Source organism: Pseudoscardovia radai (assembly GCF_002259605.1).
Classification (GTDB): domain Bacteria; phylum Actinomycetota; class Actinomycetes; order Actinomycetales; family Bifidobacteriaceae; genus Pseudoscardovia; species Pseudoscardovia radai.
In genome coordinates this window covers 1-20148 of sequence record NZ_MWWR01000025.1, presented here as the reverse complement: position 1 = coordinate 20148, position 20148 = coordinate 1, and the positions used below count along the sequence as shown (strand labels likewise).

At 66.6% G+C, this 20148-nt stretch carries 11 protein-coding genes, 1 tRNA gene, 1 rRNA gene and 1 other RNA gene; 12 read left to right on the top strand and 2 right to left on the bottom strand.

Annotation, left to right across the window (positions count from 1 at the left end):
- Positions 1 to 608: IS3 family transposase (locus PSRA_RS08935; RefSeq protein ID WP_143516471.1), on the top strand; the 608-nt coding region annotated here is incomplete at its 5' end.
- Positions 609 to 788: 180 nt separating this feature from the next.
- Here the strand turns inward: PSRA_RS08935 and PSRA_RS08930 are convergent.
- Positions 789 to 2708 carry a transglycosylase domain-containing protein gene (locus PSRA_RS08930; RefSeq protein ID WP_143516470.1) on the bottom strand — a complete coding sequence of 640 codons (1920 nt, stop codon included), beginning with the start codon at positions 2706 to 2708 and terminating at the stop codon, positions 789 to 791.
- A 551-nt stretch (positions 2709 to 3259) separates the two neighbouring features.
- On the opposite strand from PSRA_RS08930, the gene PSRA_RS08925 reads away from it, so the two are divergent.
- The 10 genes from PSRA_RS08925 (at position 3260) to PSRA_RS08880 (ending at position 16628) form a co-directional block, all read left to right on the top strand.
- Positions 3260 to 4402, top strand: a complete 1143-nt coding sequence (locus PSRA_RS08925) for an inositol-3-phosphate synthase (RefSeq protein ID WP_094661544.1) — start codon at positions 3260 to 3262, stop codon at positions 4400 to 4402.
- Positions 4403 to 4851: 449 nt separating this feature from the next.
- Positions 4852 to 4948, top strand: an RNA gene (gene ffs / locus PSRA_RS08920) — signal recognition particle sRNA small type.
- 228 nt (positions 4949 to 5176) lie between these two features.
- Positions 5177 to 7168: a phosphatase PAP2 family protein gene (locus PSRA_RS08915; protein ID WP_158216388.1), complete on the top strand. Its 1992-nt coding sequence runs from the start codon at positions 5177 to 5179 to the stop codon at positions 7166 to 7168.
- A 287-nt stretch (positions 7169 to 7455) separates the two neighbouring features.
- Complete coding sequence (gene topA, locus PSRA_RS08910) at positions 7456 to 10383, top strand: type I DNA topoisomerase (protein WP_094661542.1); 2928 nt, start codon at positions 7456 to 7458, stop codon at positions 10381 to 10383.
- Positions 10384 to 10458: 75 nt separating this feature from the next.
- Complete coding sequence (gene tmk / locus PSRA_RS08905; RefSeq protein ID WP_094661541.1) at positions 10459 to 11265, top strand: dTMP kinase; 807 nt, start codon at positions 10459 to 10461, stop codon at positions 11263 to 11265.
- Positions 11262 to 12422, top strand: a complete 1161-nt coding sequence (locus PSRA_RS08900; RefSeq protein ID WP_094661540.1) for a DNA polymerase III subunit delta' — start codon at positions 11262 to 11264, stop codon at positions 12420 to 12422. The genes tmk and PSRA_RS08900 overlap by 4 nt, the downstream gene beginning before the upstream one ends.
- Before the next feature lie 114 nt (positions 12423 to 12536).
- Positions 12537 to 13088 carry a YbhB/YbcL family Raf kinase inhibitor-like protein gene (locus tag PSRA_RS08895; protein ID WP_094661539.1) on the top strand — a complete coding sequence of 184 codons (552 nt, stop codon included), beginning with the start codon at positions 12537 to 12539 and terminating at the stop codon, positions 13086 to 13088.
- A gap of 119 nt (positions 13089 to 13207) precedes the next feature.
- Entirely contained in the window at positions 13208 to 14716 is a 1509-nt protein-coding gene (locus PSRA_RS08890) for a C69 family dipeptidase (RefSeq protein ID WP_094661538.1), read from the top strand.
- 67 nt (positions 14717 to 14783) lie between these two features.
- On the top strand, positions 14784 to 16301 hold the full coding sequence (locus PSRA_RS08885; protein ID WP_094661537.1) for a formate--tetrahydrofolate ligase: 1518 nt from the start codon (positions 14784 to 14786) through the stop codon (positions 16299 to 16301).
- 253 nt (positions 16302 to 16554) lie between these two features.
- A tRNA-Lys gene (locus PSRA_RS08880) sits at positions 16555 to 16628 on the top strand.
- A gap of 798 nt (positions 16629 to 17426) precedes the next feature.
- Here PSRA_RS08880 and PSRA_RS08875 read toward each other — a convergent pair.
- The gene (locus PSRA_RS08875) at positions 17427 to 18959 is read right to left on the bottom strand and encodes a polysaccharide deacetylase family protein (RefSeq protein WP_245834968.1); all 1533 of its coding nucleotides are present in this window, start codon (positions 18957 to 18959) and stop codon (positions 17427 to 17429) included.
- A gap of 732 nt (positions 18960 to 19691) precedes the next feature.
- Here PSRA_RS08875 and PSRA_RS08870 point away from each other — a divergent pair.
- Positions 19692 to 20148: ribosomal RNA gene (locus tag PSRA_RS08870) — 16S ribosomal RNA — on the top strand; the annotation flags it as partial.

Below are 20148 nucleotides of genomic sequence, written 5' to 3'. Positions count from 1 at the left end.
TGACCGGCAACGGGCTGGTGCCCCCGTTCAAGAGCTCGCGCCGCTACTCCTCGTACAAGGGCGAGCTGTCCGACGCGCCCGCGAACATCGTCAACCGCGACTTCCACGCGGACGCGCCCAACAGGCTGTGGGTCACGGACATCACCGAGTTCTCCATCCCCGCGGGCAAGGTCTACCTGTCGCCGGTCATCGACTGCTACGACGGCATGCCCGTGGCATGGACGATCGGGACGAGCCCGAACTCGGCCCTGTCCAACGGCATGCTGCGCAAGGCGTGCGCCGCGCTCAAACCGGGCGAGGGACCCGTGATCCACTCGGACCGGGGATGCCACTACCGGTGGGACGGGTGGATCTCGATCTGCGAGGAGAACGGGCTGGTGCGTTCGATGAGCGCGAAGGGCTGCAGCCCCGACAACGCGGCGGCCGAGGGCTTCTTCGGACGCCTCAAGCAGGAGTTCTTCCACAAGCGCTCCTTCGCGGGCGTCTCCCTGCGGGAGTTCATCCGCAGGCTCGACGAGTACATGACGTGGTACCGCGACGAACGCATCAAGACCGAGTTCGGCACCAGCATCGCCGCGCGGCGACGCGAGCTCGGACTCATGGCATAATGAAAACCAACGACAACGCAGTCCAACAAAACAGCACCACCCCCTTACGGACATTTTTCGACGATTTTGAGGTCGAAATCGTGGATTTCGGTCCGAAAACCATCACATTGTTATCGGGGAGATGGGGGTCGGAGAGATTGGGGGGGTCGGAGAGATTGGAGAGATCTCGCGCCCGTGCCGTCACATGCCGCCGGCGGTGCCCCAGGTGCCGTCTGCGCCGCCCTGGGTGCCGGGGTCGGCGGGGGCGGTGAACTGCTCGTCGGGCGTGCCCGCGAGCGCCTGCTTCATGTAGTCGGCGAACAGCCGCGTAGACAGGCCGGCGGCGTAGTCGTGGCCGTTCCACGATGGCAGCGGCTGGGCCGACCCGTCGGCGCCGGGGTACCAGATCGCGAAGGTCGTGACAAGCGACGGCGTGTATCCGATGAAGCTCGATGCGGTGTTGTCGTTCGCCGTGCCGCTTTTGCCGGCCATCGTATGCCCGACCTCCTTCGCGGCGCTCGCACCCGTGCCGTATGCCATCGTGCAGCGCATCGCCGCGGTGGCCATATTCGCCACATTCGCGTCGAACACGCGCGTCCCCGCACCCGCCGCGCCTGCGCCGTCCGCACCGCCCGCGCCCGCGGCCGCATACACGCGCGCCCCGCTCGAATCCGTCACACTCGCCACGATATGCAGCTGCACCTTCGTGCCCTGGTTCGCAATCGTGGAATACGCCTGTGTCATGTCCTGAACCGTCACTCCGTCGATGCCGAGCGTCACGAAGGGGGAGTCCGAGCTCAGCGTGCTTGACACGCCCGCCTCCTGCGCGATCTGCGCCACGGTGCCCGCGCCCAGCCGCTCGGTGACGCGCATGAACACCGTGTTCACCGAGTACGCGGTGGCCTGGCTCAGCGAGATCTGCCCGTAGCTTGTGTCGCCGTAGTTCGCCACGGGCGTGGCGAGACCCGCGTAGGTCTGCGGCGAATCGCCGTTGAACATCGTGGTGTCCATGTTCACGCCGTTTTGCGCGGCGCCGACGAGCGCGAACGCCTTCATCGTGGAGCCCGGCTGGTAGTGCGCCTGCGTGGCGTTGTTGAGCTGTTTGGCCTGGTAGTCCTCGCCGCCCCACAGCGCCACTATCGCGCCGGTGCGCGGGTCGGCGCTCATCGCGCCCGTCTGCACGCCGTCCGGCTCGTTCAGCCCGTTGCCCGACGGCGACGCCACGCTCTCCATCGCCGCCTGCTTGTTCTTGTCAAGGGTGGTGACGATCGAATACCCGCCCGATGCCACGTCGTCGCGCGAGAACGCGTCGGCGTCCTGCAGCTCGTTCGCCACCATGCTCAGCAGGTACCCGGTGTTCCCGCCGTAGTCGCCGCTTGCCGACGGCGTGTAGTCGATCGTCGCCGGCATGGACGCGGCATCCGCGTCGGCCTGCGAAATCGTGCCGTCCTCGGCCATGATCGAGATGACGCGTTCGAAGCGCTGCCGCGCCGTATCCGGGTCCTGCGCCGGGTCCCACGTGCTCGGCGAGGGGATGATGCCCGCGAGCATCGCCGCCTCGCTCAGCGTCATGTCGGCCGCGGGCTTGCCGTAGTACCGCTGCGCCGCCTCCTCGATGCCATACGCGCCGCGCCCGAAGTAGATGGTGTTCATGTAGTTGCACAGAACCGTGGATTTGTCTTGCGTCTGCGAGATCTTCAGCGCGAGCAGCGCCTCCTTGACCTTTCCCGGATACGTTTTCGTCTCGCCGAGGTAATACCGCTCGGCGTATTGCTGCGTGATGGTGGACCCGCCCTGCCGCGAGCCGGTGGTGATATTCGTGAACAGCGCCCGCGCGATGCCCTTGAGGTCGATGCCGCTGTCGGTCCAGAACGTGCGGTTCTCCGACGCCACCACGGCGTTGCCCACGTAATCGGGCAGCGTGGAGCAGTCGATGATGTGCCGGTCGTTGCCGGACAGGCGACCGATCTCGGTGGTGCCGTCGCTGTAATACACGGTGCTGGCCTGGGCCACGGCGAATGCGTCGGGCTCGGGGATCTCGATGCGTGAGTATTCGTACGCGAGCGCGCCGATGCCGCCGGCCAGGGCGAGCAGAAGGATGCCGACGATCCACAGCAGCACATGGTGCCTGCGTTTCGCGCGCGGCTGCGCGGCGGGGGAGGGCGTGCGGTTCCGGTGCGGGCGGGGTGTGCTGTGGCTGCTGCGGGGCGAGCGGTGCCCCGATGGTGCGTTATGCCCCGATGGTGTCGACGATTTTCCTGACGTCGCGCGGGCCGATCCTGCACGGGCCGGTGTTGCGTGGGCCGACGATTTCCGCGCCGATGCAGACCGCGCCGATGTAGACCGCGCCGACCGCGCCGATGCCGACCGCGCCGACGTTCCCGACGAGGCGCTGCGGGTGCGGCGCGGCGCGGAACCATCATCCCCCGCGCCACGTGCGGAGCGCGATGCCCGGCGTTCGGCGGGGGTGCGGTGCGTATGCGGTTCTTCGGCCATGCATCCCACGATATTCCGTGCATCGTGTTTCCGGCAATGCCCGCGCCTTGCTCGTCCCCCGCCGCGGGACGGTTTCAAGCGGCTTGCATACACATGTGCCGCAAGTGTTCTTCATCCCCGTTTGGTAGTAAGCTACGATACGGTATGTTTATAACTCATCTTGCGAGGGAGTTTTTATGACGATTCGTGTTGCCATCGCGGGCGTTGGAAATTGCGCCTGCTCTTTGGTGCAGGGTGTTGAGTACTACAAGGACGCCCCTGACGATAAGAAGATTCCGGGCATCATGCACAATGTGTTCGGCGGCTATCGCATCAAGGACATCGAGTTCGTTGCTGCATTCGATGTTGACGCTGCCAAGGTCGGCAAGGACCTGAGCGAGGCCATCTTCGCCAGCAAGAACAACACCTACAAGTTCTGCGATGTGCCGGCTTCCGGCGTCATCGTCAAGCGCGGTCCGACCGGCGACGGCCTCGGCGAGTACTACCGCCAGGTCATCACCGAGTCCGACGAAGAGCCCGTCGATGTGGCGCAGGTGCTCCGCGATGTCAAGGCCGACATCCTCGTGAGCTACCTTCCCGTGGGCTCCGAGCAGGCCGACAAGTACTACGCGCAGGCCGCCATCGACGCAGGCTGCGCCTTCGTCAACTGCCTGCCGGTGTTCATCGCCTCCGACCCGGAGTGGGCCCAGAAGTTCCGCGATGCCAAGCTCCCGATCGTCGGCGACGACATCAAGTCCCAGGTCGGCGCCACGATTACGCACCGCGTGATGGCCCGCCTGTTCGAGGACCGCGGCGTGCGCCTCGACCGCACCTACCAGCTCAACGTGGGCGGCGACATGGACTTCATGAACATGCTCGAGCGCAAGCGCCTCGAGTCCAAGAAGATCTCCAAGACCCGCGCCGTCACCTCCATCGTTCCCCACGAGATGGATCCGCACAACGTGCATATCGGCCCGTCCGACTACGTGGCGTGGCTCGAGGACCGCAAGTTCGCGTTTGTGCGCCTCGAGGGCACGACCTTCGGTGACGTTCCGCTGAACCTTGAGTACAAGCTCGAGGTGTGGGATTCCCCGAACTCCGCCGGTGTGGTGATCGACGCCCTGCGCGCCGCCAAGATCGCCCTCGACCGCGGCCTGGGCGGCCCGGTGCTGTCCGCCTCCGCGTACTTCATGAAGTCCCCGGCCGTCCAGCACGAGGACAACGAGGCCAAGGAGCTCGTCGAGAAGTTCATCTCCGGCGAGTCCGAGGCCAACGAGGCCGAGCTCGATGCCGACGTGGCCGCCGCGAAGGCCGCCGGCAAGGACGTGTGGCACGCGTAAGTGCGCGTTGTGAGCGCGTGAGCGTGAGCTAAGAGGGACCGGTTGCTTCGCGTTAGGTTACCGCGACCCGATAAAGGGCTTTCCGTCTGCTTCTGCAGGCGGAAAGCCCTTTTGCGCTCCGTGGGGGCGGGGTGTGGCCTCTTGACGGTGTTGCGTGGCGTTCGTGGCGATGATTCTTCGCCATGAGGGTGGTTTTGGCTGGCGGTTGCGGGGCAGGCCGGGGGAATCGTTGTTCATGGCGAGGATTCTTCGCCATGGGGTTTGTTTTTTTCTCGACGATTGCCCTTCGGTGGTCTTGCCTGGCCTTCATGGCGAGGTTTCTTCGCCACGAGCGAAGCGGCGCGGTCGGGCAATGAGATTGCGGCGGGATTTCGGCGGAATCGCGGTGGCGCGGGACCGACGGTGGAGCGGTCGGTGTTTGCATTCTGGGAAACTGCATGTATAGTTGACGGAAGCTCCCACGTGGCGTTATGTCACCCAACCCCCCCAGGGCAGGAATGCAGCAAGGGTAAGTGGCCTCTGTCGGGTACGTGGGAGTCTTTCTTTTCTTTCGACTCCGATTCAGCGCGACGTTGCGCAGTGGGCCGCGTCGGTTCTCATGGTTTTCTTCCTCCGGGTTCTTTCGCGCCGGTCTGCTTCTTCCGAATCGACGATTGACGCGTTCAGTGTGAGTGTTCGCTCACACTGAACGGGCCCACGGCCCGGGAGTTGTGATCGCCCGGCGATAGGCGAATTCCATGGTGTTGGGGTAGCGTTCAGGGTATGACCGAAGACATGGATCAGGAACAGGGAGGCTTCGCGGCCTCCGATGACGGCATCGTGCGCGGGACGCCGTCACCCGCTTCGCCGGCGCCCGCCCCGGCCCCGGGCTCCTCGGCGGTCCCATCGTCGGCACCGCATGCCGCTGCGCCGATGCCGCCCGCATCGGCGCCCTCTGCAGCGTCCGCGCCGGCGCCATCCGGATTCCAGTATCCGGACACCGTGTCGGGTTCTTCCGCTGACGGCGTTGCACAGGCCCTGCAAACGGCCGCGCCGGTGGCCGACTACGATTTCGGCGCCGCACCGGCCGCCGCGGATTATGACGGATACGCCCCGGCGCCTGCATACGGAGCATCGCTGAACGATGGCGCGAGAACGCCGGCTTACGGGGCATCGCGTAACGATGGCGCCGTTGCCTACGATGGCGCGGACGATGCCGCAGCGGCCACCGACGGAACCGACGGATTCGAGGCAGTCCCCGCGCCGGCTCCGCGCGAGAGCGCCCCGAACGCTCCGGTTCCGGGCGGATTCGCCGAATCGGTTTCGCCCGCCCCGTCCGAGACCCCGGCTGCGCCCGCCCCATCCGCGCCCGTTCCCGAAACCGCGTCCATCCACTCGCCCCGTCCGCGCATAACCGAGATCGCGCGCGATGGCGACGATTCCGATCTCGACGACGCCACGCGGGCACTGCCGTTGACACCGGGCGGATTCACGGATATCGACGCGGCATCGTATCCCTCGCTGTCTTTCAACGACCCCACGCGACCGTCCGCGGGCGCGAACGACGCGCTGAACGCCTTGCTCGCCGATGGCTCCGGCTCCGGCTTCGGCGCGGACCCCGACAGCGACATGCTGGGCGGCTCCCGCGTGGTGGCGGCGGATGATGACGATTCCTCCGCCTACGGACGCACATCGAATCGTCTGGCCGCTTTGGCCGCCGGCGTCAGCAAGCGCAAGCGCGACAAAGCCTTCGCGCCCGCCTCGCCCAGCGACAACAGCGACGCCGATGCCATCGCCGACGCTACCAACGCTTCCACCACGCCTGACACCGCCGCCCAACCCGCCACCCCCACCCGCCCCCGCCGCCCGCGCCCCCGCCGCTCCACGATCATCGTCGCCGCCATCCTGGGCATCGTCGGCCTTCTCGCGGCCACACTCGCCTTCGTGCTCGGCGTGCGCACGAACGCCGGCCAGGCGTATGACACCATCGCATGGCAGGGCTTCTCCACGGAGATCCCGGCGGCGTCTGCGGCCGAGGCGGCCCTTCACGAATCCCTCGTGGTCAAGGGCATCTCCGCCGTGCTCGCGCTCGCGGCGCTTGTTATCGCCGCCGTGCGCAAACGCTCCGCGCTGCTTGTGCAGCTCGTGGCCTACCTGGCCGTGGGTCTGGCCTGCGCGCGCTGGCTGAAACCCGCCCTCGAGCGCCCGGTGTTCAGCCCGCTGCGCCCGAATCCCGCGAATTCCGCGCCATCGGGGCATATGCTCGTCGCCATGTGCTGCACGATTGCGCTGGTCATGGCCGTGCCCCGCGCGTGGCGCGCCCTGACGTCGGCGCTCGGCTTCGTGTACTGCGGCGCCCTCGGCCTGGCGCTCGTGGCCGGTCAGTGGCACCGCCCCACCGATGTGGTCATGGCTGCGCTGATCGCCGGCGGCCTGGCGCTTGTCACGATGGCCTTCTCGATCGGCTCGGGCCTCGACCCGCTGCCCACGCGCCGCGAATCGCCGTCCGTGCAAATCGTGGCGTCGGCGTTCATCGCGGGCGGCGTGCTTCTCTCGCTGTACGGTGTGTTCGGCATCTGGCAGCTGTCGGCGGACCTCGACCTCGAGCCCATGTGGGCCTCGCATAGCGTCTGCGTGTCGGCCACCGCGGGCATCCTCGGCGTCACGATGCTCACCTTCGGCCTCGTGTGCGCGTTCCGGCAGCTGTCCGCCTGCCCGCTGACAGGCTCGGGCATCTTCGGCACGCCGCCGCGACCGCCGAAATCCCCGGCGAAATCGGGCAGGTAGTCCACGCCCTTGTCAGGGATTGTGGCACAATGACAGATACCAATGCATAGTCCGAAGCGCAGGGAGCGGCCGATGCCTGGGAGAGGGGCGGCCGCCCTGCGCGGGGTCCGCGGGTCCGCGGAATCCATGGGGCGTCCGCGGGTCCGCAAGGTCCGCAAGGCACTGGATGCACCCCGGACGATTCGGGGCGCAGGACGCGCCGGAAGCGTCCGCCGGGGACGTCGCGAAACGCTGTGCGTGTGGTCGGGCGTATATTCTTCTAACGATGAGGTGACCAAGGAGGGCACATGACGACTGGGAACAAGCTGGTGATCGTCGAGTCTCCGACCAAGGCGAAGAAAATCGGCGGATACCTTGGCGACGGCTATACGGTTCTCGCATCCGTCGGCCATATCCGCGACCTCGCGCAGCCTTCCGAGATTCCCGCCAAGGACAAGGCGAAATTCGGCAAGTTCGGCGTCGACGTGGACGATGGCTTCGTTCCGTACTACGTGGTCGGCCCGGACAAGAAGAAAACCGTGTCGCAGCTGCGCACCGCGCTGAAGAACGCCGACGAGCTCTATCTGGCGACTGATGAGGATCGCGAGGGAGAGGCCATCGCGTGGCATCTGGTGCAGACGCTCAAGCCCAAGGTCCCGGTCAAGCGCATGGTGTTCCACGAAATCACGAAAAGCGCCATCCAGGATGCGTTGAAGCATACGCGCCAGGTGGACGAGAACATGGTCGACGCGCAGGAGACGCGCCGCATCCTCGACCGCCTGTACGGCTACGAGCTGTCGCCGGTGCTGTGGCGCAAGGTGGGCCCGGGCCTGTCCGCAGGCCGCGTGCAGTCCGTCGCCACGCGCCTCATCGTGGAGCGCGAGCGCGAACGCATGGCCTTCGTGCGCGCCTCCTACTGGGACGTCGTCGTCACGTCGCGCAAGGGCGACGCCACCTTCGACGCACGTCTCGTACAGGTCGGCGGCGCCCGCGTCGTCGGCTCGAAGGACTTCGACAGCGAGGGCCGTCTCGTGCCTGCGGCGGCGAAGGAGGGCGCCGTCCATGTGGACGAGGCGCGCGCCAACCGCATCGTGGACGAGGTCAGGGGCGCCGACCTGACGGTCGTCTCGATGGAAACCAAGCCGTACCGCCGCCGCCCCGTGCCGCCGTTCACCACGTCGACGCTGCAGCAGGCGGCCGGCAACAGCCTCGGCATGAGCTCCCGCGCCACGATGCGTGCGGCGCAGAGCCTGTACGAGAACGGCTACATCACGTATATGCGTACCGATTCGGTCACGCTTTCGCAGGAGGCCATCCACGCCGCCCGGCAGGCGGTGGGGGAGCGCTTCGGCGAGCGCTTCCTCTCGGACGCGCCGAAGCAGTATGCCACGCGCACGGCCGGCGCGCAGGAGGCGCATGAGGCGATTCGCCCGGCGGGCGTGTCGTTCCGCGACCCGAGCACGCTTGCGGGCACGCTGCCGCCGGACCAGCTCAAGCTGTATTCGCTGATTTACGCACGCACGCTGGCCTCGCAGATGGCCGACGCCACCGGTTCGACGGCCACTGTGCGCCTGCAGGCCGAGACTCGCGAGGACGGCCCCGTGGTGTTCCAGGCGAGCGGCACGGTGATCGACTTCCCCGGTTTCCTTGCGGCGTATGGCGACCGCGGGCATGCCGCGAAGAGGAAAGACGATGATTCCGCCGACGTGGCGCTGCCGCCGATGGCCGAGGGCGACACGCTCGTGGCCGAGGACGCGCAGCCCGCGCATCACGAGACGCAGCCGCCGGCGCGCTACACCGAGGCCTCTCTCGTGCGCACGCTCGAGGCCAAGGAGATCGGCCGTCCGTCGACGTACGCGAGCATCATCTCCACGATCATCGACCGCGGCTACGTGTACGAGCGCGGCCGCGCGCTGATTCCCAGCTGGCTGGCCTTCGCCGTGACGAACCTGCTGGAGAGCAACTTCCCGCAGTACGTGGACTACGAGTTCACGGCGCAGATGGAGAACGGCCTCGACCAGATCGCCTCCGGCAAGGAGAACGGCAAGGACTGGCTGACGGCCTTCTACTTCGGCACAGGCGACGGCTCCGTGTCGAATCCGTCCGAGGCGCACGAGGGTCTGCACCAGCAGGTGGCGCAGCTGGGTGACATCGACGCGCGCAAGATCAACACGATTGAGATCGGCGACGGCCTGCAGGTGCGCGTCGGCCGCTACGGCCCGTATCTGGAGGACACGAAGCAGCTGGACGCCGAGGGCAAGCCCAAGCGTGCCACGATTCCCGACACGATTGCTCCCGATGAGCTGACCGTCGAGCGCGGCCACGAGCTTATCGAGAAGAACGCGGGCGGTCCGCGCGAGCTGGGCGTCGACCCGGCGACGGGCGGCGTCGTGACCGTGCGCACGGGCCGCTACGGCCCGTATGTGGCGCTGACGTTGCCGCAGCCGGCGGATGATTCCGCGAAAACGGACGATTCCGCGGCCGCATCGAGCGCCGCATCGTCCGGACGCAAGCGCGCCACGAAGAAGGCCGCCGCGCCCAAGCCGAAGATGGCGTCCCTGTTCAAGTCCATGACGCCGGAAACCGTCACGCTCGACCAAGCGTTGCAGCTGCTCAGACTGCCGCGCACCGTGGGCCAGATCGAGGAAACCGATCCGGCGACCGGCGAGCTCGTGGGCGTGCCGGTGCTGGCGACGAACGGCCGCTACGGCCCGTATATCACGAAGACGTCGCCCGACGGCTCGAGCGACTCGCGCTCCCTGGGCAGCGAGGACGAGATCTTCACGGTGACGATCGACCAGGCCAAGGCCCTGTTCGCGCAGCCCAAGACCGGCCGCCGCACCCGCGGCGCCGCCAAGCCGCCGCTTCGCGAGCTGGGAACCGATCCCGAGTCGGGCAAGCCCGTCACGATCAAGGACGGCTTCTACGGCGTGTACATCACCGACGGCACGACGAACCGCACGCTGCCCAAGCAGTACACGGCCGAGTCCATCACGCCGGAGGAGGCGTACCATCTGCTCGCCGAGAAGCGCGCGGCCGGCCCGTCCAAGCGCGGCCGCCGCACCACGACGCGCAAATCCTCCGCTTCTTCGAAGACCACGGGCGCGAAGAAGGCGACCACGCGCAAGACCACCGCGAAGAAGACCACCGCGAAGAAAACCGGAACTGCGAAGAAAACCACGACGCGCCGCACCGCGACGCGCAAGCCCGCCGACGGCGGGGCGGCGGCCGAGTAGGCCGGAGAAGCCCCGCTTGCGGGCGGATGCCGCGCCACGGCCGGCGGAACAGGCAAAGAACAGGCAAGGAGACGTATGCCCGGGTTGTTTGTGTCTTTCGAAGGCGTCGACGGCGTCGGCAAAAGCACGCAGGCGCTGCGCCTGCGCGACTACCTCAGGGGCCTGGGGTATCGCGTCACGATGACGCGCGAGCCGGGCGGCACGCCTCTCGGCACCATCGTGCGCGGGCTGCTGCTGCATGGCGTGGACGGCGTGCGCCTCGCGGGCGCCGACGATGGCGCCGCGCCGCATGGCGTGTCCAACGATGATGTGTCCGACGATGCGCCCGCGGCCGACATCAGCCCGCGCACCGAGGCGCTTCTATACGCCGCGGACCGCGCGCAGCACGTGGCCGAGGTCATCCGCCCCGCGCTCGAGAACGGCGGCATCGTGATCTCCGACCGCTACATCGATTCCTCCCTGGCCTACCAGGCAGGCGGGCGCGAGCTGACGCCCGACGACATCCGCATGCTCAGCGAATGGGCCACCGACGGATTGTGGCCGGGCCGCACATATTTGCTCGACATGGATTTCCGCGCATCCTCCGCGCGCCTGACTGGCGAGGCCGACCGCCTCGAATCGTCGGGCGCCGCGTTCTTCGACCGCACGCGCCGCGCCTTCCTCGACCTGGCGCACGATGCCCCCGCGCGCTTCCGCGTCGTGGACGCCTCGCTCACCGTCGACGACGTGTGGGACGCCATCCGCGCCGACGCCGACATCCTGCTTGCGCAGCACCGCGACGACCTCGAGCGCACGGCGCTGTCCGCCGCACCGGCATCATCGCCGTACGCATCATCGCCCGCCCCCGTCCCGTCGCGAACGTCACAGGAGAACGCATCATGAGCGTGTGGAATACCATCGTCGGCCAGCAACCCGTCGTCGACATGCTGCGTGGCATCGCCGAGGGAGACCCGGCGCATATCGCGCAATCGTGGCTTTTCTGCGGCCCTCCCGGATCGGGCCGCAGCAACGTGGCCATCGCCTTCGCCGCCGCCCTCGAATGCCCGCGCCACGGGTGCGGGGAATGCGAGATCTGCCGCGCCATCCTCGAACGCCGCCACCCCGACGTGCAGGTCATGGCCACCGACAAGGTCACGATCGGCATCGACGAGGTGCGCCGGCTCGTCGAGGACTCCGAGGAGACGCCGCATACCTCTCCGTGGCGCGTCATCATCATCGAGGACGTCGACCGCATGCTCGAGCGCACCACGAACGTGTTGCTCAAGGAGGTGGAGGAGCCGGCCGAGCACACCATCTGGATGCTGTGCGCGCCCAGCCCGCAGGACGTGCTGCCCACGATCCGCAGCCGCACGCGCCTCGTGACGCTTGCCGTGCCGCAGACCAAGGACGTCGCGGCCTTCATCGAGAAAGACTGCGGCGTGGACGAGCGCCTCGCGCTGCGCTGCGCCCGCCTGTCGGAAGGCCATATCGGCATCGCGCGCCTCTACGCGAAGGACGACCAGGCGCTCGCGGACCGCGACGAGCTCGTGGTGGGCGTGCTGAACCTGCGCCGCGTCTCCGACGCCGTCGTGCTCGCCGACACGCTGCTGAAAAACGCGAAGACACAGGCCGAGACCTCGGTGGAGCGCTCCGTGGAGCGCGAGAAGGCCGAGTTCCGCCGCATCAACGGCCTCAAGGACAAAGACCCCATCCCTTCCGTGCTGCGCTCCCAGTGGAACGCCATCGGCAAGAAGGAGGACCGGACCCGCCGCGCCACGCGCCTCGTGCGCGACGTGCTCGACCGCTCGCTTAACTCGATCGCGAGCATCTACCGCGACGTCGCCGTCATCCAGAACGGAGCCGTCGACGCCGTGGGAATCGTGAATCTCGAGAACAAGCGCGCCATCTACGACCTCTCCGCCCGCATCGGCCGCGAGGATGCCGTGGACCGCATGGACCGCATCGCCCTGACGCGCCGCCGCCTGCGCGGCAACGGCAACGCCCAGCTCGACTTCGAGGCGTTGCTGTGCTCGCTCATCGTGTTCGCGCCCGCGTCGTAAGGCGCGCGCGGCGCTTGCTTGATGTGCGGCGTTCGCTTTGCGCGGCGCGCGGGAGCCCACGATCCGCCCGTTTCCTTCACGCGTTTCGTGACCACGATGCGTGATAATGGAGCCATGAGAATACAAACGGACTTCACGACAATCCCCGACGCCTACGCCAAGCACGCGCCCGAGGAGAACAAAATCGGCTCGCACAGCATCGTCTCCTTCCCCTTCGCCATCAGCGACCTGCCGGCGGACGCCCAGTACCTGCACTGGGAGCTCGTCGACGACGACGCCATCGCGGTCGGCGGCTTCCAGTGGATCCACTGGTGCGTCGCCAACGTGCCGGTGGGCGCCATCATGTATGACTTCCACGATTCCACCGCCCTGCGCATTCCCGAGGACTTTTCCCGCACCATGCCGTCGATGATCCCCGAGGCCGTGCAGGGGCGCAACAGCTACGCCTCGCCGATGGTGGGGGAGACCAATCCCGCCGTCACGCAGCGCTACGTCGGCCCGAACCCGCCCGACAAGGACCACGAGTACATGCTCAGCGTGTGGGCCACGAGCGCTCCGATTCCCGACATCAAGGAAGGCTTCTGGCTCAACCAGCTGCGCAACGCGATGCGCACGAGCCGCACGCTCGTCGCCTTCGACAGCGTCTGGCTGCTGGGCAAGGCCTGAATCCGCAGGCCGCCCGGACACGCACATAACCGGACCACACATAAACAGAGGAAACCACATACAAGAGCGCGGCGGCGCGACGACACAATCGTCTTTCGCGCCCCGCGGAAGGAGCGACCATGCCCTGCACCACGATTCTTGTGGGCAAGAACGCAAGCTATGACGGAAGCACCATCATCGCGAGGAACGAGGATTCCCCGAACGGTCAGTTCACGGCGAAGAAAACGATCGTCGTGCAGCCTGAGGACCAGCCACGCCACTACCGCAGCGTGCTGAGCCACGTCGAAATCGACCTTCCCGACAACCCGATGCGCTACACGGCCGTGCCGAACGCCCTGCCCGACGAGGGAATCTGGGCCGAGCACGGCGTCAACGCCAAGAACGTGGCCATGAGCGCCACCGAAACCCTTACCACGAACGAGCGCGTGCTCGGCGCCGACCCGCTTGTGCCGCCCGTGCACGAGAAGGGCACCAAGGGCCAGCCCGGATACGTGCCCGAGCGCGCCGGCGGCATCGGCGAGGAAGACCTCGTCACCATCGTGCTGCCGTATATCAGCTCCGCACGCGAAGGCGTCGAGCGCCTCGGCGCGCTTCTCGAAAAGTACGGCACCTACGAGATGAACGGCATCGCCTTCAGCGACGTCGACGAGATCTGGTGGCTTGAAACCGTCGGCGGACACCACTGGATCGCCCGCCGCGTGCCCGACGACAGCTACGTGACCATGCCCAACCAGCTGGGCATCGACGAATTCGACCTCGACGATGCCTTCGGCGACCAGGAGAACTGCATGTGCTCCGCCGACCTGCGCGAGTTCATCGAGGACAACCATCTCGACCTGGCCGTCGAGGGCGTCTCGCCCTTCAATCCGCGCGACGCCTTCGGCTCGCACTCCGACTCCGACCACGTGTACAACACGCCGCGCGCCTGGTACATGCAGCGCTTCCTCAACCCCTTCGACGAGGACTGGGACAGCGCCGAGGCCCTGCACACGCCCATGAGCGACGACATCCCGTGGTGCCGCCAGCCCGAGCGCAAGATCACCATCGAGGACGTCAAGTACGTGCTCTCCTCGCACTACCAGGGCACGCCCTTCGATCCGTACGGAACCGCCGGCGACGCCGCCACGCGCCGCATGTTCCGCCCCATCGGCATCAACCGCAACAACCACCTGTGCGTCATCCAGCTGCGCCCCTACGTGGACGCGGGCAACGCCGCCATCCAGTGGACGGCCTACGGCAGCAACCCCTTCAACGCCCTCGTGCCGCTGTTCGCGAATATCGACGATGTCCCCGCCTACTTCCGCGACACCACAGGCACCGTCGACACGAACAACTTCTACTGGGCGAACCGTCTGATCGGGGCGCTCGCGGACGCACGCTACAACGACACGCGCGCGGCCATCGAGCAGTACCAGGAGCGCGTCGGCGGCGCGGGGCACGCGTTCGTCGCGCGCGTCGACCGGAACGTGGCCGGCAAGGGCTATGACGAGGCCCGTGCGATCCTGACGAAGGCGAACGAGGACATCGCCGAGTTCGTGCGTCAGGAGACCTCCGACCTGCTGGGCAAGGTTCTGTACGCCACGAGCATGGGGATGCGCAACGGCTTCCATATGTCGGATAATGGATGAGGTGCGCCTGGACGGGCTCCGACGGAGCATGATGGGCGTCGACAGGGAAAAAACAACAGGAGGATTGATGACCGCATACGAGGATTTCGTGTCTCAATACGGCGTGTTCAAGAAGATCGATGCCTTCGGGTACCTCGACTATCTCAGGCAGAACCCCGACGTCCCGCGCAAGCATGGCAAGGTCGTGCTCGTCACCGCGGATACGCCGCTCAAGGCCAGCCGCGGCGAAGGCAAGACGACCACCACGATCGCGCTGATCGACGCGCTGCGCAAACGCGGCATCGATGCGGCCGCCGTCCTGCGCCAGCCGTCCATGGGCATCACGGCGGCCGGCTCCAAGGGCGGCGCCTCCGGCGGCGGCAAGGCGTCGCTGTCCCACCCGGAGCTCGTCGACTGGGGCCTGTGCGGTGAGATGGGCAGCATCGAGGCCGCGCAGAATCTGCTCGTCTCTTTCGCCGAGAAGGCTGTGGACGAGGGCCGTCTCGACACCATCCTCGTGCCGCGCGTCTCCGAGGTGCCGTCGCGCTCGCTGCGTCAGATCGCCGTGGACCGCGGCAAGGGCGACGTGCCTGAGCGCGTCGTGCTGACCCCGACCTGCGAGCTTATGCAAATCGTGGTGCTCTCGCGCTCCATGGAGGAGCTCGGCCGGCGCGTGTCGGCCATGATCGCCGGCACGAAGGACGGTCAGCCCGTGACGTTCGGCGAGTTCATCGACCTGTGGCGCATCACGAATATCCTCGCGACCGCTGTCATGCCCGCCTACACCGAGACCCGCGAGGGCTCGCCGGTGTACGTGCACTGCGGTCCGTTCGCCAACGTCTCCATCGGCATCCCCTCGCTGGTGTCCGTCGAGCTCGCCTGTGCCCGCCATGACGTGGTGGTCGTCGAGGCCGGCTACGGCACCGACGCCGGCGCGCAGAAGTGGCTCGACATCGCCGCGCGCGAATACGGTGCGCAGTGGCCGTCCGCCGCCGTCGTCGTGACCCGCGCCACCACGTGGAACGACGACCCGACGCTCAGCTGGCGCTACCCGTTCCATGTGAACCGCCTCGAAAGCCTCGGCATCGCCACCTTCCCGCTCATCAACCTGTGGGAGGGCGAGGATGACCAGATTCCGGCGCTCAAGGCCAAGGCCGCGGAGCTTGGTTTCCGCACGCCGGTGCTCGGCAACCTGTTCCGCGATGGCGGCGACGCGCTGAGCCCGCAGCTCGACGATTTCGTGGCCGCCCTCGACGCCGCCGGCGTGCCCCAGGCCCCGGCCAGCAACAAGGGCAAGTCCGTGAAGGACACCGTGCGCTGGATTGCGCAGAGCGCGTACGGCGTGCCGGCCGAGCGCGTCCTGGAGCGCGACTCCTTCGAGCCGAGCCTCGCCGAGGCCACGGAGCTGTGCTCCAAGGCCGGAATCGACATCAACCAGCTCGTGGTGGTGGCCGTGAAGTCGCCCGCGACCATGACCGACAACGATTCCGCCCCCGAGGCCGAGCGCACCGTGACGCTCAAGAAGTGCGAGGTGCACGCCGGAGCCGGACTGCTCCACGTCAACCTCACCACCTCGCTGACCACACCGATGCCGAAGATCGTGTGACGATTTCGGCGCGTATGCACCGCGTGTACATAGCCTGAAACCGGCCGATGCCTTGTGCACCGGCCGGTTTTGCGTATGGGGTCCGGTGCGCGGGCCCGCTATGCAGTATGCAGTTGGGCCGCGCCTGGTTGGGCGACGGGGGAGCGTTTGGGAAAATCGTTGAAAATACACGCGACACGCCGATGGTGCCTCTCGATTTGCATGTTTGGAAAACGCGAGTATATTTACCTCTTGGCTTTGGTACTTAGCCATTGCCCCTGTAGCTCAGTTGGCTAGAGCAGCGGACTCTTAATCCGCGTGTCCAGGGTTCGAGCCCCTGCGGGGGCACAGGTAACCGGAACGCTTCACGGCGTTCCGGTTTTTTGTTTTCGCCGCGGTATCGAGAGTTTGCCGCGTCGCCGCGGGTTTGCCCCGTCGCCGCGGGCCGTTCGTGGTGAGGTTTCTTCGCCGTGAGGCTCGTTTTCGGGCGCAGGTCTGGGGTTTGGGTTGGGGGAATCGCCCTCGTGGTGAGGTTTCCTCGCCATGAGGCCACGTTTCCACGATTTTCCCGGCGTTGGTCCGTTGTTGTGGCGTTCGTGGCGAGGTTTCTTCGCCGTGAGGCTCGTTTTCGGCCGCCGGTCTGGGGTTTGGGGCAGGGGAATCACATTCATGGTGAGGAATCTTCGCCACGAGCCGTCTCGGCCGGTCTCTTCGGATCCGATTCGTCCCCACGCCCGTTCGGTGTGAGTGTTCGTGTGCAGTGAAGGCCCTTGACTCCGCTCATGCCCGCTTTTTCGGGTGTCGGGGCCGTTCGGTGTGAGCGGATGTGCGCACTGAAGGCCCTTGACCCTCGTTTGGGCGCGCTTTTTGGAGGTCGGGGCCGTTCGGTGCGAGCGTTTCCTCACACTGAACGCGGCCGGTCCGGTGGGGATCCGCCTCTGTCGGGTCTGGGTCCGCCGCCCGCGACGATGGAGCCAGACTACATTTCCCGAAAATAGCGGGAAAATCGTGTTTCCACTGCCTGACCCACCACGTTCGCGTCTACGGCTTCCGCGCCAATGCGCCACAAAAACCGGACCTCGACGCGAAGGCCGGGGTCCGGTTTTGCCTTGTTCTGCCGGCATATGCCGGAAGCAGTCGTCGAATCTACGATTGCCGGGCGCTTGCAGCGGACGCGGCGGCCGCCATCGTTGCGGAATCCGACGCGGCGCTCGACGAGGCGGAGCCATCACCGCTCGCGCCATCACCTGCGCCATCCGACGCCGACGCGCCGCTGTCGCTCGCCGCGCCGTCGCCCTCCGCGGGCGCGGCGCTCGCGCCGACCATCTGCAGCAGTTCGCTGATCGTCACGAACTCGTATCCCTGCCCCTTGAGGTCGTCGATGATGCCGGGCAGCGCGGCCACATCCTGGTCGCGGTTGCCGCCGCCGTCATGCATGAGGATCACCGCGCCGTTGTACGCGCCCGAGACGGCCGCGCTGCGGATCGCCTGCGCGCCAGGGAGCTCCCAGTCCTTGGTGTCGACGCTCCAGATCACGTTGTAGTCGATGAGGTCGTAGGCGTCCTTCCACTGGTCGGCCGTGAACGCGCCGTACGGAGCGCGGATCATGCGCGTGTTCACGCCCGACGCCTGCTGCATGTTCTGCAACCCGGCGCTGAGCTCCGAGCGCAGCTCGTCGCGCGAAAGCCCCGGCAGATACGCATGCGTGTTGCTGTGGCTCGCCACCTCGTGGCCCTCGGCCATCATGCGCTTCTCCTCATCGGGATACGCCAGCGAATACGTGCCCACGTCGAAGAACGTCGCCTTCACGCCCTTGTCCTTGAGGATGTCGAGGATCGGACCGGTGTACTGCTGGCTCGGGCCGTCGTCGAAAGTCAGCGCGATGACGTTGCGCCCCTCCGGATGCGGCGACACGCCGACCACCTGCGCATCCTCAGGCTGCTCGACCACGTCCTTCTCCACGCGCTGCCCGGAGACGTCGCCGACCCAGACCTCGCGCTTGCCATCCTTGCCGCGCGACTGCACCATCTGCACCACGCCGCCGGTGACGTTCACCGATACGCCGCGCGGAACCGTCTCGTATTCAGTTGAATGGCCCTCAGTCACGTCGGCGCCGGACGCCACCGCCACCGTCGCGTCGCCCGGCAGGCGCGTGCTGTTCCAATCAGCGGGGGAGACCTGGCGGTTGTCGATCGTGAAGGAGGCCGGATCGCCGCCGTTGTCATTCAGCACGGTGCCGTCGAGCGCGAGCAGCCTGCCGGGGCGCGCGTTGAAATCGCCGTTGGCGCTCATGAGCTGTTGCACGGTCATGCCCGCGGAAATCTCGAGGCGCTGTCCGTTCACTGTCACCGCGATGCTGCGCCACCGTGTCTGCCATGCCCACGCGCATCCGCAGGCGACGAGCAGTACGACGAGGATCGGGACGGCGATCAGCGTTTTCGTCCACCGGCGGCGCGGGGCGGTTGCGGTTGGTGCGGTTGCGCTGGCGCCCGCGCTCGTGGGTGCGGAAGTCTCGGCGCTCGCGGGGTCGTCTGCTTCGGCCTGGGCGGACGATTCCATCGGGGCCGCGACAATGGTCGTGTCTGTGGTGTGCGTCGCGTTGGCGTCGGCGGCGCCCTGTGGATTGTTGTTGTTCGAGCCGTTCGCGTCTGTAAACGGCGTGTTGTCTGGATTCTTCATAACCCCTCCGTCGTAAGTGGCCCCTTCATCAGCCATATACGATTCTCACACGACCACTGGCCTTTGTCCCACGAGTTGCGCATGGGATTGTTGGGGAGAGAACGCTTTGCGATGGGAAGGGGTGCCATGGGCGGGGTGTGGGGCAGGAGATCGGTTCGGGGTGTAGGTGGCGGTTTTCGACGATGGACGATTCTGATGGACGGTTTGTGGCGGGGAACTCGGTTATGTGGTGGCTTGGAGGTGGCCTGCAGTGGTGTGACACGCCGGTGTTGGGTGTTTGTTGGGTTGTTTTTGGGTGTTTGGGTGGTGTTTTTGGGTTTTGGGTTGGTTTTGGTTGGTGTTTTGGGTGGTTTGCGACACGCCGGTGGTGGTTAGTGTTTTGTAGGGGTTTGGGGGTGTTGGTTGGGGGTGGGTTTGCGTTGTTGGCTGGGTTCGTGTATGTTTCTTCCTTGCTGCCTCGCGGGGCGGCCGGCCGGAGGGTTCCGGCGGGTTTTCCTGCGGGTGTGGTGGTGGTTTGAGAACTCAAGAGCGTGTTTTGTGCTACTTTACAAGTCATTTGATTGCCAGCGGGGCGACGCCCTTGCGCGTTGGGCGCGTGGGTGCCGGGAGGCCGTGAGGTCGCCCTGTGATGTGGTAGTGCGGCATGGGTGTCCTTCGGGGCGTCCGTGTTGCCTGTCATTTCTTTCTTTTGTTTGATTTTGGGAGCCGTTTGGTTTCCTTTCGCGTTTTTTTTTCGTGGAGGGTTCGATTCTGGCTCAGGACGAACGCTGGCGGCGTGCTTAACACATGCAAGTCGAACGGGATCCCGCGGGCTTTGCTTGCGGGTGAGAGTGGCGAACGGGTGAGTAATGCGTGACCAACCTGCCCTGTCCCCCGGTATAGCTCCTGGAAACGGGTGGTAATGCCGGATGCTCCGCGTCCCCGCATGGGGTCGTGGGAAAGCTTTCGCGGGATGGGATGGGGTCGCGTCCTATCAGCTTGTTGGCGGGGCAGCGGCCCACCAAGGCTTCGACGGGTAGCCGGCCTGAGAGGGCGACCGGCCACATTGGGACTGAGATACGGCCCAGACTCCTACGGGAGGCAGCAGTGGGGAATATTGCACAATGGGGGGAACCCTGATGCAGCGACGCCGCGTGCGGGATGGAGGCCTTCGGGTCGTGAACCGCTTTTGTTTGGGAGCAAGCCTTCG